This is a genomic window from Microvirga calopogonii, assembly GCF_003347665.1.
Classification (GTDB): Bacteria; Pseudomonadota; Alphaproteobacteria; order Rhizobiales; family Beijerinckiaceae; genus Microvirga; species Microvirga calopogonii.
The window spans coordinates 1-14,735 of the sequence record NZ_QDGA01000113.1 but is presented as its reverse complement, the minus strand read 5'-3'; the positions used below and the strand labels follow the sequence as shown (position 1 = coordinate 14,735).

Sequence of the window (14,735 nt, the reverse complement as noted above, 5' to 3'; positions counted from 1 at the left end):
CGCCATTGAGACGGCATCGGCCACTTGGCCAAGCACTGGAACGAAGCTCAACAAACCCACCGCCGTCGCCGCCCAATCGAGCACTGGCGACACTATCTTGAGCGCGTCCCCGACGGCGTGAATAAAAGCCCCACCGTTTTTCTTCGGTGACTTGGTGTCAGGCTGGTCCGTCCGGCCCGCCAGCATATCCGAAACCGCGTTTTGTTCCGCAGCGGTTTCGGGCACATGGGTCTTTGACTGCTGGACCGTGCGGTTCGCCAGCGACATGCTTTGGTAGAACTGAGCAAAGTCTTCATTGCTGATGTCACCGGAGTCGACCGTGTGGCCACCGCCGAAGTCGAAGAATGAATTATTGGTCTCATAGCCTGTGATCGCATTGTTAAGCTGACTGAACAGCAGAGGATCAGAGAGCAACTGAGAGGCCGCCTCCTGCACTTTCGGGTCGAGGCTTTTGTCCTCCGCCATCCTCGCGAGCTTGTCACGCGTCAGGTCACCGCTTCCAAAGAAGGCGTCCTGATTGCTCTTAATTGTTTCTAACGTCTCAAGCTCGGTACGCGTGAGACTCATCGACGAAGAAGCGACTTGAAGAAAGTCCTCTTTGTGCACCTTGTCTATTCCACCACCATATAACTGCTTCCATTCATCCGAGTGGCTGACGAAGTACTGAGCCGCCGCAATGACCTGGGGTGGACATTTGCCAGATTTTGATTCACCCTCGACGATCTGCTTGAATTCAGCCAGACTCAAGTTTTCGGGCAGGTTTTCAGAGTATCGGTAAAGCTCGCGTAATGCGTCGCTCCGAGTCATGGCGGACGGCTGCGGATCACCCGTGCTGTCGGATGGAATGTAGTTCTGAACGTAGCTTTGTGCCTGCTTATCCTGAAATTCGGCAACTTGGGAGTGATGGCGGGAGAATCCGGACAAGTCCTTCGCCGTGATCTTGCCACCGCAGCGGCCATCGCCCTGCGAGCCGATCGCATAAAACAGCTCTGGATCCTGCTGCAATCCCTTGATCGCCGCTTTCAAATCCGGGGGCGTAGAGGGATCGTTGGCTTTATCTGCCAATGAATCCCAACTGAGTGGAGCTTGGTCCTTGTGGCGGTTCAGCACTGCTACAATCTCCAACTCGGCCTGGGTCAGTGAGCCGCTATTCCACGTGATTCTCTCGCTTTTAACGGGCGCCTGTGCAACAGAAGGGTTGGCGATCTCAGAGGGCTCCGGCCCCCGATCCATCGACTCAATAGCTACCCTCATATTTTGCGGCAGCAGGTCCAATGGGTGCTGGGCCAAGTACTCCAACGACGACTCGGCATCTGACACGGATTCCGAATGCTCCCGGGACAATGCTCCCGCCGTCGAAGCGGATTCCCGCGCCAGCGGGTCACGGAGTTCCGACGGACAGGTCTTGTCCTCTAGCAGGGACATGATCAGCATCGCCTCAAACCGAGATGCGCTTTGCTGAGTCTCGTCGAAAGCCGATACCGGCTCTGACCTTGTCTGAGCGGACTGCGAGAAAAGGATGTTGGCGTTACTGACTGGCATTGTGGCTCCTCAGACATGAAGTTGCATCCGCGACAAGGGCGTCACGATATGTAGTCACCAGCGATAATGGTGATGAGCATTCGCCGGGTTACCAACTCCTCCACAACCGTGCTCTGAGTGCACTGCTTGTTGATCGCCCCACATTCTCTTTCCAGCCCACCTGGCCGACGATCGCTGCGTCCCGAATCTCATCATGACCGGTTCAGCTTTCGACAACCTGACTAACTCCAAAGAATCGATTCAGGATGCGGCCGCGGCTGGTACCTCCTCAGAAGCTGCGGGATCCCAGTTATTTCTGATTCGACTCACGCTTCACACCGTCCTGTGGCGGTACGTCAGAAAAATTGGAGACCTCCGGTCGTCCATCGCGCACGACCATGGTGGAGGAGCCCCGAAACAGTATCAGTACGGATTGCTTCGTCGGCGCCGCGACGGGAAGCTGCGCACGCGCCTCGGCGACGAGGCCGTTGAACGTCTGCTCCACGAGCGTGACGAAGCGAGGTGGGCCGGAAACCAAGACGAGACCATTCCCCGGCGCCGGCCTTACGACATAGCGGGCATCGGATATGTCAAGCTCATCGAGAGCTGTCTTAAATGCATCGAAGCGAACCGGGGCCAGCACAAGCATCCGAGTCTGTGCTTCCCTGGCAGCAGACACATAAAGCACAAGGCCGTCGAAATACCACTGAAGATCGTACAGTTCCGTTAACCGGTCGAGGAACTCGCGCGGCGCCAAATCCGGCATACGCCCGCGAATCCGTCCCCTTACCTCGGCGCTGACGTTGACGCGAATTTTCAGGTTGCTTCCGAATTCCTTCAGCGCGGCAGAGAGATCCTGATCCAGAACCGTATACCTATAGGGCGTCGAGGGAAGCGATAGAGACAAGCCGAGAGTTGAGCGTATTTCAAAGGAGACGAAAAGCCCGACAAAGAAGAGTCTCTTCAGGTTGCGCAGAATGGTGGGTCGGATATGAGCTCTTGACATGGCGTCCTGATAAATCAAAGGCTGAAACTCTCAAAACCACTTAAGCCGCGAAGACACCTTATTCTGTGATAATTGCACCCTCGTAAGCTTGTCGTCAGCTCGCTTCGCTAGGTATCGGCGCAACAGCGGGTGAGAACCGGCTGGACTCATTCAACGCGAACGAGAAACAAATCGAGTCCTTGCATGATGATGCCTGTCTCGTCAATCTCTGCCAATCCGACCGAATTTTGTCCAGCGCCGGCATCACCGCCGCTGGGCGAGCAGGCGCAGTTTGAGTGTGCGCTAGCGCAGGCGGCCGCCGATTCGAAGAATGATACCGTGCTTGGGCCGGCAAGGGTGGTGCCAGTCACCGCGCCGTTGGATGTTGAACGCACGACCGCGCAGACAAGCCCCTGGGGCGACCGCCTGTTCCAGATGATCTCTCCCATCTGCCGAGACAATTCAGTTGCTTCTTCCGCGCCCGACAAGCAGCTAAGCCACGAAAAGAACGCTCTACCTGGGCCGGCGCAGAAGCTCCCTGTTGACGGTGCGGCAGCGGGAACGCCGATCGGGCACGATTTCGGCGCAATGATCGCTGGTCTGCGGGATCTCTACTTTGGCGTCACACAGATTTCTATAATTTCCAAGGGTGTCAGCGGCGTCACCTCGTCTGTGAATACGCTCATAAAGCAAGGATGAGCGGCGGCGATGATTAAGTTAGCTCACGTCAAAATGATCCATAGCTGGCCACTCGGTCGGCGATCGTTGCGCCTCGTCACGCTGCCACTTCTGTTTGCTCTTAGCGGTTGCAAGGTGGATCTTTACACACGGTTGCAGGAGCGTGAGGCGAATGAGATGCTCGCGCTTCTGATCGACAGCGGGGTCGACGCAGTCCGTGTTGCGGCGAAGGATGGAACCTCCTCGCTTCAGGTTGACGAGGAGCAGCTTGCGCTGTCTATCGAACTCCTGAGCGCCAAAGGGCTGCCGCGCCAGTCTTTCAAAAATCTCGGCGAGATCTTCAGTGGATCAGGCCTGATTGCCTCACCGACTGAGGAGCGCGCTCGATATGTGTATGCCCTGAGCGAGGAGCTGTCGCGTACCATCAACGACATCGATGGGGTCTTTTCAGTGCGTGTCCATGTCGTTCTGCCGAATAACGACCTGTTACGATCAGGCGGTACGCCATCCTCGGCGGCAGTTTTTATCCGCCATGATGCCAAAGAGGATCTTTCAGTTCTGCTACCGAAGATAAAAATGCTCGTCGCCGACAGCATCGAAGGACTGTCTTACGAAAAAGTCGAAGTGGTCTTTGTACCAGTGGCGCACTCCGTACGCGAACAACGGCTCGTACTCGAAAGTTTTTCGGCCCAACCATCGGGCTCGGTTCCAGCGCCCCTTCTAGCCATCGGGACGGGTGTTGCCGTAGCTTTACTTGCGGCAGCGTGCTATTTCTTAACCAGTACTCTAAGACGCCGGCACAGGCAATCATCGGGCACACGGGCCAAGCCCGAGGGTCGCTCGGTGGTTGCGCTATCGAGCCCGTTCGCAAAAAGTATCATCGACCGCAGCGCGTGACTGGTACTCCCGATGCCAATACTGATGCCCGCATCTACTTCCGGATCCGTTCAATCGCTCCAATCGCGTTCGGCGAGCTTGAACGATGTTGCCGCTTTGGCCCATCCAACCCGTCTTGCCGCGCGTCTTGATCCGGAGCTGTCCGCCACGACGATAGTGCAGTTGCAGAAGCATCCCCGGCTGCAGTCAAGATTGGCGGAGCTGCTGCTTGACAATGAACTGCATGCGAGTGGAAGCAACTGGGAGCCGGATCTTCTCGGCGGGCGTGATCCCCAGCGGGTTGCGCTCCTTGCTGGTAGTGTCTGGCATGCGCGATCGCTGCTGAAGCTCGTTTCTAAGTCTGACCTCGCAGTACTTGCAGAGCACATTGGCGCTGATGCCCACGCGTTCGGCATCCGACATCTCGCCGATGCGATCGCGCTCGCAAACGCTCCGATTGCCGATCCTGAACAATTGGCACAGCAAATCAACCACGACGGGCATGCCTGTCTCGGCGCTTGGCTCAATGACAGTACAGCCCTCGGCCGTAAGCGCGTTCTTCTTCGGTTGCCCCTCGGGACCGCCGCAGAAAGCCCGTCGCCTGAACACAGTAAGGCCTCCGGCCGGCTGGTCTCGCTTGTCCTAACCCAGCTTGGTGCGGAGAACCGGGCCACATGACAGCCGACGCCCCCGCGCCTCCCATCACGCCGCAGATGCGCCCATTAGGGCCACTGATATCAGCGAGTGAACTCGAGACCTGGCATTGCGCTGCAGAAGCGCGTGATGCAGCAGACCGGCATCGGCAGCGGGTTCGCAGGTGGGCGCGCTCCGCCTATCAACGTGAATGGGCACGGGGCCGCGCCGATGGCCTGAATGCAGGCGCTGAGGAGATGGCCCGGCTCATCGCGCGGGCGGCGTCCGAGGTGGCGCGCCGGAGGGCGGTTCTAGAGCAGGAACTACCACAGCTGGTGATAGAGATAATAACCGAGCTTCTAGGGGCCTTCGATCCGGGCGAGCTGTTGGTCACCGCGGTTCGTCATGCGATCGAGCGCAATTATAGCGGCGCGGAAGTTTACCTTCATGTGCATCCCACGCAGGTCGACATGCTCGCGCGTGCGTTTATTGGATGCGACGGGCGGGAGGGTCAGCCGAGGGTTCGAGTTGATCCGGATCCGACGTTGTCACCACAACAGTGCGTGCTCTGGAGCGAGTACGGTAATGTGGAGCTTGGACTTGACGCACAGATGCGTGCGCTGCGGCTTGGCTTTCGCGTCCATTCTGACGGGGGCGAACTGTGATCCCCCCAATGCCACAGCATACTAATCCCACCCATAGCCGTGCTCCCGATCCGGCAATCTCGTCTTTGAGGTCCATAGTAAAGCAAATCGACACGCGTGTCGTGCGTGGCCGAATCACGCGCGCCGTAGGAACCCTTGTCAATGCCGTGTTGCCGGGTGCTCGGATTGGCGAGCTTTGTCTGCTGCAGGATGCGCGAACTGGCCTGTCGCTTGAAGCAGAGGTGATCGGTTTGTTGGACAATGGGGTATTGCTCACGCCAATCGGTGACTTAGTGGGTCTGTCCAGCCACGCAGAGGTCGTACCCACCGGACGAATGCGTGAAGTGCCGGTCGGTCCCGATTTGCTTGGCCGTGTGATTGACAGTCGTTGCCGTCCACTTGACAGCAAGGGCGACGTCAAAGCTGCCGAAACCCGTCCGCTGCACGCCAAGGCGCCTAATCCAATGAAAAGGCGCATCGTTGAGCAGCCCTTCCCGCTCGGGATCCGCGCCCTGGATGGTCTCCTCACATGTGGAGAGGGCCAGCGAATTGGGATTTATGGCGAGCCCGGTTGCGGCAAGTCGACGTTATTGTCACAGATCGTAAGAGGTGCCATTGCCGACGTCTTCGTCGTCGCCCTCATAGGCGAGCGTGGACGTGAAGTTCGTGAATTCATCGAGCGGCATCTTGGGGAGGAGGGCCTCCGCCGTACGATCGTCGTTGTTGAGACCTCGGACCGCTCGGCCGTGGAGCGGGCGCAGTGTGCTCCTGTGGCGACCGCGCTGGCGGAATACTTTCGCGAACAAGGGTTACGTGTAGCGCTCATGCTGGATTCGCTGACGCGATTCTGCCGCGCCATGCGCGAAATAGGCCTTGCTGCTGGCGAACCGCCGACCCGGCGCGGCTTCCCTCCTTCTGTTTTCGCCATGCTTCCGGGCCTGCTGGAACGTGCCGGCATGGATGAACAAGGCTCGATTACAGCGTTCTATACGATCCTCGTCGAAGGTGACGGTGCCGGGGATCCAATCGCGGAGGAGTCGCGCGGCATTCTCGACGGCCATGTCGTGCTCTCGCGCGCTATTGCGGCACGATCGGATTTCCCTGCTATCGACGTGCTGCAGAGTCGCAGTCGTGTTATGGATGCGATCGTTTCTGACACCCATCGCGCGTCAGCGTCGTTTTTCCGCGATCTGCTTTCGCGCTATGCGGAGACCGAGTTTTTGCTCAAGGTCGGCGAATACCAGCAAGGCGGCGATCTGTTAACTGACCGGGCTGTCGCCACGATTGGGGACCTGAGAGAGTTTTTGCGCCAGCGCGAAGGCGAGGCGTCTGATTTTGAGGAAACGATCGCATGGATGTCGCGTCTGACTGCGTGAATCAGGTTCACGTCTTGAGGTTGTCGTTTTTAAAGAATTTGCAAGAGCGTAGCGCGCTTAGGCAGCTATCGGCGAAGGAAGGTCAGCGACGCATGGCCACCTCAGCTGTACAGAGCGCCTCCGAGGAGCTTGCAATTGCACTGCAACATCGCGAACTGCGGGAAGCGGCACTCTACGGAAAGTTGATGTCGCTTGACACATTGACTGGCGCTGCGCTCGACCGTCACCACCTTGAAATTGACCGGCTTGCGGCGGAAGTCACTTCTAGGCACCGCGTACTCGATGGTGCTCGCCTCGCTCAGGGAGAGGCCGAGGCAGCGGCGTCTGAAATGAGGGGCCTATGGGTCAAACGTTCGATAGCAAAGCACAAATGGAAACTTATTAAGGATGACGTCCGGCGCTCCGCAGATATTCATGCGGAGACCGCAGGCGAAATAGAAGCGGACGACGAGATATGCCATCGGTATGGGCGGGTTTCGCTCGCCCATTTGTCGCGCGACCCGGTCCGCTAAGCCCAAGGATCCTGAATGATGCGATTGTGCAGCATAGAGCCGCAATGGTAGCCGCTCTGGTCAAAACCACTGTCTTCGAACCAGCGCTAACATTGTCCCACGAGGTCGTCTCGTGGCTCAATGATATAGCATCTTCCAGGCGGCCCCTTCACAGCCGGATCGGCGACAAGCCGCTGTCGGTGCGGACACAAGGGCTTGTTTGGCAGCAGAAACCTTCCACTGTTCCGATGCTTGACTGCGTTTGGCGCGTCGGGGCTGAAACGATCGTCTTGTCGCTGTCACAGCGGCTTGTGGAGGCGCTCGTCGCGACAGTACAGAGCGGCCTTGCTTTGCCTTCCGAACCAACTGCTTCGCTCGTTCTCGAACTCGCACTCGATCCGCTTTTGGCTCAACTGGAGGGCCAGACGCAGCTGAACCTACAGCTTGTAGGCCTGGGTGAAGCCCTAACAGTGGCTCCTTATCTAGAGCTTGACCTCGTCTTCGGCCCGGTCGATGGCAAGGGCCGTCTGTTCCTGTTCTCTCCTCTTGATGGTTTGGTGCCGCCTGCCTTCCGCGCATTAGGCGAACTGATCCGCCAGTTGCCGCTACAGCCGCGCGAGGTTCCCCAGGAACTTCCGGCCATAGTTGCAGGAGTGGTCGGCACGCTCTGTGCTCCGGCAGCGCTTGTTCGCAAAGCATGTATCGGTGATGCTCTATTGCCAGACATATCTCCATTTGGCCGCGGCCAGATCGTCCTGTCCGTGGGCCAGTTATGGGCCGGAGCAGACATTGAGGGCGACAACTTGATCCTGCGGGGTCCCTTCCGCCCGCGATCGCACCCCATGGAGCATGTGGATATGACGACCCAACCCGAGTCCCGTCAAGAACGATCGGAAGCAGATCTCGATGATATAGAAATCATGCTTGTGTTTGAATGCGGCCGCTGGCCTATGTCTCTAGGAGAATTGAGAAGGGCGGGCGAAGGGCATGTTTTCGAGCTTGGTCGGCCGATCGACGGTCCCGTCGACATCCTAGCCAACGGTCGGCGCATCGGTCGTGGCGACATCGTGCGGGTCGGAGACGAGCTGGGCATCAGGCTTCGCAGCAGGTTGACATGCAATGACTGAGATTCAGCCGCCGATTCTATCACTTCTTGCGGTCACAGCCGGACTCGGCCTTCTGGTTTTGGCGGTCGTCACAACCACGGCGTTTATAAAGGTTTCGGTTGTTCTGTTCCTCGTCCGCAATGCGCTCGGGACCCAGACTATACCACCGAACGTCGTGCTGTACGCGGCAGCACTCATCCTCGCCACTTTCATCAGCGCACCTGTTATTGAACAGGCCTATAGTCGTATGACCGACTCGAGGATCCGTTATCAAACGCTAGACGACTGGGTAAGCGCCACGAAAGAGGGGGGAGAGCCCGTACGCGAGTATCTCAAGAAGTTCACAAGTTCAGAGCAGCGCCGTTTCTTCCTGTCCGCGACAGAAAGACTTTGGCCAGAGGAAATGCGCGCCAGAACCACACCCGATGATATCGCCATTCTCGTACCGTCCTTTCTATTTTCAGAACTCAAGCGCGCATTTGAGATAGGATTCCTTCTCTACCTTCCCTTTATTGTCATCGATCTTATCGTAACGGCAATTCTGATGGCGATGGGCATGTCGATGGTGTCACCGACAGTAATCTCTGTCCCTTTCAAGCTTTTTTTGTTTGTCGCCATTGATGGGTGGTCGAGATTGATGCACGGACTTGTGTTGAGTTACGCCACACCGGGAGGTTGAATATTACTCAGTCTAGCATTGTCACTCTTATGAGCCGGTCATTGATGGTTTTCATGATCTGGATTCTACCGCCGCTCATTGCGTCGGTGATTGTTGGCTTGGTCATCGGGATCATCCAGGCGGCGACGCAAATCCAGGATGAAAGCCTGCCCCTCACGGTAAAGCTTCTGGTTGTGGTGGCGGTGATTGGCCTGTTTGCGCCTGTGCTGAGCGCCCCGCTCATAGCGCTGGCTGACCAAATCTTTACGGAGTTTCCCGCAATGGCTCCTAGCTACCAGCCTCCACCATGATTGCGTTGCCGGCCGAGATTCAAAACCTGATCCATTCGGCTATCGAACTCCTCGCTGCAGCCGGCCTTAGCGCGGCTCGGGCGACGGGCATTATAATTGTGCTGCCGGTGTTTGCGCGGGCTCAGCTCAGCGGACTGATCCGTGGCTCCTGTGCTGTCGCCTTGGGGCTCCCGTGCTTGCCATTCGTCAGTGATGGATTGCAGGCGCTCGATCCGGAAACACGTCTGATCCAGGTGACTCTGCTCGGTGTGAAGGAGATCTTTGCCGGCCTATTACTTGGCACTTTCCTCGGCATTCCGTTATGGAGCCTTCAGGCGGCCGGTGAGCTTATCGACAACCAACGCGGCATCAGCAGCCCATCCGCTCCGTCCGACCCCTCAACGAACAGTCAGGCTTCAGCGATGGGTATTTTTCTCGGGATCACCGCTATTACGGTCTTCGTCGCTTCGGGAGGCTTCGAGGTTGTGGCCAGCGCCCTTTATGGCAGCTTCCAGATCTGGCCTGTGTATCGGTTCTACCCCACACCGACCGCCGGGGCAGCAACGGAGTTGTTAGAACTCCTCGACCACATGATGCTCACGACCTTATTGGTCTCCGGGCCTGTGGTGTCCTTCCTGTTGTTGGTTGACCTCTCAATGATGATACTTCTGCGCTTTGCGCCGCAATTCAAGTCGAGCCATCTGTCTCCGATCATCAAGAATATCGGGTTCCCGATTGTTATGACTGGCTATACTGCATATCTGGTGGTGGCAATGAGACTGGAGATCAAACCAGCGAATGGCGCGCTTGAGTGGCTGGGCGAACTGCTGAAATGAGCGAGTCGAGTGAAGAGAAGAAGCATGCCGCAAGCTCGCGCAAGCTAAACGAGGCGCGCAGAAGAGGGCAGATCGCGCGCAGCTCCGATTTCGTCCGTGCGGCCGCCACATGCGGTGGGCTCGGCTATATCTGGTTCAGAGGCAGCGAGATACAAGCCAAATGCCACGAAGCGCTACTATTGGTAGATAAACTGCAGAGCCTGCCCTTCAGCATAGCGGTCTGGCAGGCCCTCATCCTGCTCATCGAACTCACACTGGAAACTGTTGGCCCGTTGCTCGGAACCCTCATCGCTGCGGTAATACTGGCTGGATTGATAAACAACGGTGGATTTGTCTTCTCATTGGAGGCAATGACGCTCAATCTTGAAAAGATTAATCCGTTCGATGGGCTGAAGCGGATGGCGTCGGCGCGTTCGGCAGTGGAGGTTGGCAAGACTATAGTCAAAGCAATTGTCCTGAGCGTAATCTTTCTTCTCTTCCTTCTCGGCACGTGGAAGACGATGGTCTATCTTCCGATCTGCGGCGTGGGATGTATCAGCCTCGTGTTTACGCAAGCGAAACTGCTAAGCCAGATCGGAGCCGGTGCCCTTCTGGTCGGCGGACTGATCGATCTCCTGGTGCAGCGTGCGTTGTTTCTGCGCGAAATGCGCATGACCAGAACCGAGGTGATGCGTGAGTTCAAGGATCAGGAAGGTACGCCGGAGCTAAAGACTGAAAGACGTCGCCTCTGGAACGAGGCTGCGCACGAGCCTTCGCTGGGAGTGCACCGGGCCACATTGCTCTTGGCAGGAAAGGCTGTACTCGTCGGTCTGCGTTACGTTCGTGGCGAGATCGGGGTGCCAATCTTGGTTTGCCGCGCCGAGGGTGAGGCTGCTCCAAAAATGTTAAGGGAAGCGCGGAGGCTACGTGTCCACATCCGCCGTGATGATGTTCTTACGCGTCAGCTTATCAGCGCGACGAAGCTGGGCGAAGCCATTCCTGCGCAATATTTCGCACCTGTCGCGAAAGCTCTTTACTCTGCAGGCTTAGTATAAATTTGACCACCGCGTTGGCCGGCCGCGCGGGCCGCGGTCATTTTGTAGTTATGCAGGTCCCTCCACAAATCGGGCTTCACTGATTCCATGTTTGTGTGGGCCGCAGCGATCTTGAGCGTCTGAGCAAAGAAGAACTGATCGAGTTGGCGCTGCAACTGCAGGGGCTGCAAAAGACCTCACCCAAATCCTCCGAACCTCCCTCGACTGATCGCAAGGAGCCGCGCGAGTGCTCCAAAACGGGCCACGAAGGCCGCAGCCGGATCCTCCTATCTACGCCGTATGAAGTGGTCGAGCACCGTCCTAACCGGTTCTTGCGCTGCGAAGCCGTTCAGATAGCGGATTAGTCGGCGGAGACGATCAGCATCCACGGGCAATTTGACCTCCCGGAGGTGGCGACCCGCGTCACTTTATGTCGGCGCCTGACGGTGCGCTGCCGGCGCGTGGACGCGGATCGCCGCATCCGTGCCGGACGCTGCAAGGGGACACCGTTCGTGTCACACGCCCATGCCATCACTTATCACGACACCTCCCAGGCTCTGTCCTACAGGCTGCTGCAAAGCGCATTCGCGGACCCGTTCGGGCTCACCGTCAGCGAGGTGGGGTGATCAACGTCCTGTGGCTGGCGAGGGTGCCCTCGGGGCCGAGCGCAATTGAGGCATCGCGGCGTTGGGCCAGGCCCGGGTCGTCGCCTCTGATCAGACCGGTGTGCGGACCGAGGGTGCCAACGCCTGGCATTGGGTGTTCCGCTGCTCGGATACTGTAGTCCGTCACGTCTCCCTGGCCTGCGAGGCGTGACGGACCCTTATGGGTGGGCACCGGCCCGAGGTCTGGTGCTCCGACCGCGCCAGCGCGCAACAGGGTCATATGCGACAACGCTTTCGTGAAGCTCATTAAGAGGCTGGTGAGCAATTTTATTGCTCAACCTAAGTCTTTGATTCATCATAGGTGTGGAGCTGGCCGCTGCTGCGGATGTGGGCTGTTTGACGATCCTGGAGCCCTGCCATGGATGCCAGTTGCTACGCCAGTGTGCGGATTCCGATTCAATCCGGACGGGGATTCCGATTTGACGCCGGACAGCATTCCGGAATGAAGCCGGACACCGTTCCGATCAATTACCGGACACTTTCCCCACTCTGATGATCCCCTGGGTCAGCAACTCGGGCATCACCCTCCTCACGTCATCGAGGAGAATGGAATGCCCGCCAAGAGGAAGCTGACCATGAGACAGTTGAGACAGATGCTGCGCCTGGCCCGGGACGGCATCAGCGTGCGTGACATCGCCGAGAGGCTCGGGATCGCGCGCAGCACCGTCCAGGAGAACCTCAAGCGCGCCGAGCAGGCCGGCTTGAGCTGGCCCTTGCCCGGCGACCTGACCGACGAGGCCCTGGAGAACAGGCTTTTCGCCCGCGCCGGCGTCAAGCAGGGACAGCGCCGGCGGCCCGAGCCCCACTGGGCCGAAGCCATCGTCGAATTGAAGAAGCCCGGCGTCACCCTGCAAATCCTCTGGGAGGAGTACCGGGCCGTCCATTCCAACGGCTATGGCTACAGCCGCTTCTGCGAGCTCTTCCGCTCGTTTGAGAGCCGGCTCTCGCCGACCATGCGCCAGGACCATATTGCCGGCGACAAAGTGTTCGTCGACTATTCCGGCAAGAAGATCGCCATCGTTGATTCCGACACCGGCGAGATCCGCCAGGCCGAGATCTTCGTCGCCGTGCTCGGCGCCTCCAACTTCACCTACGCTGAGGCGACCTGGACCCAGTCCCTGCCGGACTGGATTGGCGCGCATGGGCGCATGTTCCGCGTCTTCGGCGGCGTTCCGCGCCTGATCGTGCCGGACAATCTCAAGTCAGGGGTCAACCGGGCCTCGTTCTACGATCCCGAGATCAACCGCAGCTACGGCATGATGGCCGCGCATTACGGCATCGGCATCCTGCCGGCGCGGCCACGAAAGCCCAAGGACAAAGCCAAAGTGGAGAATGGCGTGCGCTTTGCCCAGACCTGCATTCTCGGACGGCTGCGGCACCAGACTTTCTTCTCGCTGGCCGAAGCCAATGCGGCGATTGCCGGCGCGTGCGAGCGCATCAACGATCATGTCGTGCGCCGCCTCGGGGTCAGCCGCCGGCATCTCTTCGAGACGATGGAGCGCCCGGCGCTCGCGCCGCTGCCGGGCGACGACTACGAGTTCGCCGAATGGCGCTTCGTGCGGGTCGGCACGGACTATCACGTCGAGTACGACGGCTTCTTCTATTCGGTTCCGCACGGCCTGATCCGCGCGCAGGTCGACCTGCGGGCCACCAGCCGCACGATCGAGATCTTCCACCGCGGCCAGCGCGTGGCAACCCATCAGCGCCGCTACGGTGGGCGCCGGCACGGCACCGACCCGGACCACATGCCGAGTTCCCATCGGCGCTATGCCGACTGGACCCCGGAGCGCTTCCGCCGTTGGGCGGCGTCCGTCGGCCCTCAGACGGAAGGTCTGATCACGGCTATTCTGGCGCGCCGCCCGCATCCTGAGCAGGGCTTCCGGACTTGCCTCGGGGTTCTGCGCCTGTTGCGCGATCTCGAACCCGCTCGCGCTGAAGCGGTGTCGGCCCGCGCTCTCCAGATCGGGGCGCTCACCTCCAAGAGCATCGCCTCGATCCTGGCCAACCGCCTGGCCGCCCAACCCGCCCGCGACCCCGAGCCCACCGCCATTCTGGAGCACGCCAACCTGCGCGGCCCCGGCTACTTCCACTAAGGAGATCCTGCATGTTGACCCATCCCACTCTCGCTCTGCTGGCCGATCTTGGTCTTCACGGCATGGCCAGTGCCTTCAAGGCTCTGCAATCCCAGCCCGAGGCTCGGGCTCTCGAGCATGGCGACTGGCTTGCACTGCTGCTCGAACGCGAGGCGACGCTGCGCTGTCAGAAGCGGTTTGAGAGCCGGGCGCGGGCGGCCCGCCTGCGCCATGACGCGCATGTCGAGGATGTCGACTTCAGGGCGGCGCGCGGTCTCGACCGCGGGCTCTTTCTCAAGCTGGCCGGCTGCGATTGGATCCGTGAACGACGCGGGCTCCTGCTGACCGGACCAGCCGGGGTCGGCAAAAGCTGGTTGGCCTGCGCGCTGGGCCAGAAGGCGTGCCGGGAGGACTTCTCGGTCGCTTATCACCGTGCCCCGCGGCTGTTTGCGGCGCTTGGTCTGGCCCGCGGGGACGGCCGCTACGCGCGCATGCTCAAGGCGCTGGCCCGCGTGGATCTTCTCATCCTTGATGATTGGGGGCCCGAGAAGCTCGCTGACGATCAGCGGCGGGATCTGCTGGAGATCGTCGAGGACCGGTACGAGCGGCGCTCCACCATCGTGACGAGCCAGATCCCGGTCGACCGCTGGTATGAGATCATCGGCAATCCGACCATCGCCGATGCGATCCTGGATCGCCTGGTCCACAATGCTTACAGGATTGAACTGTCCGGCGAGAGCCTGCGCAAGCAGCGCTCCCCGGCCGCTGCATCATCGTCCGATTGACGACCGGCCAATCCCACTCCACCATCTCCCATGACCCAGGATCAAACGAGGAGAGTGTCCGGCTTCAGATCGGAACGCTGTCCGGAATGAAATCGGAATGGGTGTC

Annotated in this window: 16 protein-coding genes; 14 read left to right on the top strand and 2 right to left on the bottom strand. The window is 59.2% G+C overall.

Going from position 1 to position 14,735, the window contains the following annotated elements; translation table 11 throughout:
- A partial coding sequence (locus DDF70_RS31575; protein WP_114948600.1) for an HrpF/NolX family T3SS translocon protein occupies positions 1-1,542 on the bottom strand: 1,542 nt, incomplete at its 3' end.
- Between the two features lie 289 nt (positions 1,543-1,831).
- Positions 1,832-2,527 (bottom strand): secretin N-terminal domain-containing protein, encoded by a 696-nt coding sequence (locus DDF70_RS31570; RefSeq protein WP_114948602.1) that lies wholly within the window; start codon positions 2,525-2,527, stop codon positions 1,832-1,834.
- A 183-nt stretch (positions 2,528-2,710) separates the two neighbouring features.
- Between DDF70_RS31570 and DDF70_RS31565 the strand changes: the two genes are divergently transcribed.
- From DDF70_RS31565 to istB, 14 genes are all read left to right on the top strand, one after another.
- The gene (locus DDF70_RS31565; protein ID WP_114948599.1) at positions 2,711-3,205 is read left to right on the top strand and encodes a nodulation protein NolB; all 495 of its coding nucleotides are present in this window, start codon (positions 2,711-2,713) and stop codon (positions 3,203-3,205) included.
- 9 nt (positions 3,206-3,214) lie between these two features.
- The gene (sctJ, locus tag DDF70_RS31560; protein ID WP_114948598.1) at positions 3,215-4,081 is read left to right on the top strand and encodes a type III secretion system inner membrane ring lipoprotein SctJ; all 867 of its coding nucleotides are present in this window, start codon (positions 3,215-3,217) and stop codon (positions 4,079-4,081) included.
- 78 nt (positions 4,082-4,159) lie between these two features.
- Positions 4,160-4,738 (top strand): nodulation protein NolU, encoded by a 579-nt coding sequence (locus DDF70_RS31555; RefSeq protein WP_342633966.1) that lies wholly within the window; start codon positions 4,160-4,162, stop codon positions 4,736-4,738.
- Positions 4,735-5,358: a type III secretion system stator protein SctL gene (gene sctL, locus DDF70_RS31550; RefSeq protein WP_114948596.1), complete on the top strand. Its 624-nt coding sequence runs from the start codon at positions 4,735-4,737 to the stop codon at positions 5,356-5,358. The genes DDF70_RS31555 and sctL overlap by 4 nt, the downstream gene beginning before the upstream one ends.
- An 8-nt stretch (positions 5,359-5,366) precedes the next feature.
- Positions 5,367-6,713: a type III secretion system ATPase SctN gene (gene sctN, locus DDF70_RS31545; RefSeq protein WP_114948595.1), complete on the top strand. Its 1,347-nt coding sequence runs from the start codon at positions 5,367-5,369 to the stop codon at positions 6,711-6,713.
- Positions 6,689-7,225: a hypothetical protein gene (locus tag DDF70_RS31540; protein WP_114948594.1), complete on the top strand. Its 537-nt coding sequence runs from the start codon at positions 6,689-6,691 to the stop codon at positions 7,223-7,225. The genes sctN and DDF70_RS31540 overlap by 25 nt, the downstream gene beginning before the upstream one ends.
- Positions 7,226-7,269: 44 nt before the next feature.
- A complete protein-coding gene (gene sctQ / locus DDF70_RS31535) occupies positions 7,270-8,331 on the top strand; it encodes a type III secretion system cytoplasmic ring protein SctQ (RefSeq protein ID WP_114948593.1) in 1,062 nt (353 codons plus the stop codon).
- Positions 8,324-8,989 carry a type III secretion system export apparatus subunit SctR gene (gene sctR, locus DDF70_RS31530; protein WP_114948592.1) on the top strand — a complete coding sequence of 222 codons (666 nt, stop codon included), beginning with the start codon at positions 8,324-8,326 and terminating at the stop codon, positions 8,987-8,989. The genes sctQ and sctR overlap by 8 nt, the downstream gene beginning before the upstream one ends.
- A gap of 29 nt (positions 8,990-9,018) precedes the next feature.
- Positions 9,019-9,279: an EscS/YscS/HrcS family type III secretion system export apparatus protein gene (locus DDF70_RS31525; RefSeq protein WP_162820812.1), complete on the top strand. Its 261-nt coding sequence runs from the start codon at positions 9,019-9,021 to the stop codon at positions 9,277-9,279.
- Positions 9,276-10,094, top strand: coding sequence for a type III secretion system export apparatus subunit SctT (gene sctT / locus DDF70_RS31520; protein WP_114948591.1), 819 nt, complete (start codon positions 9,276-9,278; stop codon positions 10,092-10,094). The genes DDF70_RS31525 and sctT overlap by 4 nt, the downstream gene beginning before the upstream one ends.
- Positions 10,091-11,128: an EscU/YscU/HrcU family type III secretion system export apparatus switch protein gene (locus DDF70_RS31515; RefSeq protein WP_114948590.1), complete on the top strand. Its 1,038-nt coding sequence runs from the start codon at positions 10,091-10,093 to the stop codon at positions 11,126-11,128. Before sctT ends, DDF70_RS31515 begins: the two co-directional genes overlap by 4 nt.
- Before the next feature lie 389 nt (positions 11,129-11,517).
- Entirely contained in the window at positions 11,518-11,733 is a 216-nt protein-coding gene (locus DDF70_RS37170) for a hypothetical protein (protein ID WP_162820811.1), read from the top strand.
- A 590-nt stretch (positions 11,734-12,323) separates the two neighbouring features.
- Complete coding sequence (gene istA / locus DDF70_RS31500) at positions 12,324-13,865, top strand: IS21 family transposase (protein WP_281024360.1); 1,542 nt, start codon at positions 12,324-12,326, stop codon at positions 13,863-13,865.
- Between the two features lie 11 nt (positions 13,866-13,876).
- Positions 13,877-14,629: an IS21-like element helper ATPase IstB gene (gene istB, locus DDF70_RS31495; protein WP_114945129.1), complete on the top strand. Its 753-nt coding sequence runs from the start codon at positions 13,877-13,879 to the stop codon at positions 14,627-14,629.
- Positions 14,630-14,735: the final 106 nt, after the last annotated feature.

Excerpts from the sequence above, each read along its gene's own strand:
- DDF70_RS31570 (WP_114948602.1), bottom strand. The coding sequence starts at position 2,527 with ATGTCAAGAGCTCATATCCGACCCACCATTCTGCGCAACCTGAAGAGA.
- DDF70_RS31565 (WP_114948599.1), top strand. The coding sequence starts at position 2,711 with ATGATGATGCCTGTCTCGTCAATCTCTGCCAATCCGACCGAATTTTGT.
- sctJ (WP_114948598.1), top strand. The coding sequence starts at position 3,215 with ATGATTAAGTTAGCTCACGTCAAAATGATCCATAGCTGGCCACTCGGT.
- sctL (WP_114948596.1), top strand. The coding sequence starts at position 4,735 with ATGACAGCCGACGCCCCCGCGCCTCCCATCACGCCGCAGATGCGCCCA.
- sctN (WP_114948595.1), top strand. The coding sequence starts at position 5,367 with ATGCCACAGCATACTAATCCCACCCATAGCCGTGCTCCCGATCCGGCA.
- DDF70_RS31540 (WP_114948594.1), top strand. The coding sequence starts at position 6,689 with ATGGATGTCGCGTCTGACTGCGTGAATCAGGTTCACGTCTTGAGGTTG.
- sctQ (WP_114948593.1), top strand. The coding sequence starts at position 7,270 with ATGGTAGCCGCTCTGGTCAAAACCACTGTCTTCGAACCAGCGCTAACA.
- sctR (WP_114948592.1), top strand. The coding sequence starts at position 8,324 with ATGACTGAGATTCAGCCGCCGATTCTATCACTTCTTGCGGTCACAGCC.
- DDF70_RS31525 (WP_162820812.1), top strand. The coding sequence starts at position 9,019 with ATGAGCCGGTCATTGATGGTTTTCATGATCTGGATTCTACCGCCGCTC.
- sctT (WP_114948591.1), top strand. The coding sequence starts at position 9,276 with ATGATTGCGTTGCCGGCCGAGATTCAAAACCTGATCCATTCGGCTATC.
- DDF70_RS31515 (WP_114948590.1), top strand. The coding sequence starts at position 10,091 with ATGAGCGAGTCGAGTGAAGAGAAGAAGCATGCCGCAAGCTCGCGCAAG.
- istA (WP_281024360.1), top strand. The coding sequence starts at position 12,324 with ATGCCCGCCAAGAGGAAGCTGACCATGAGACAGTTGAGACAGATGCTG.
- istB (WP_114945129.1), top strand. The coding sequence starts at position 13,877 with ATGTTGACCCATCCCACTCTCGCTCTGCTGGCCGATCTTGGTCTTCAC.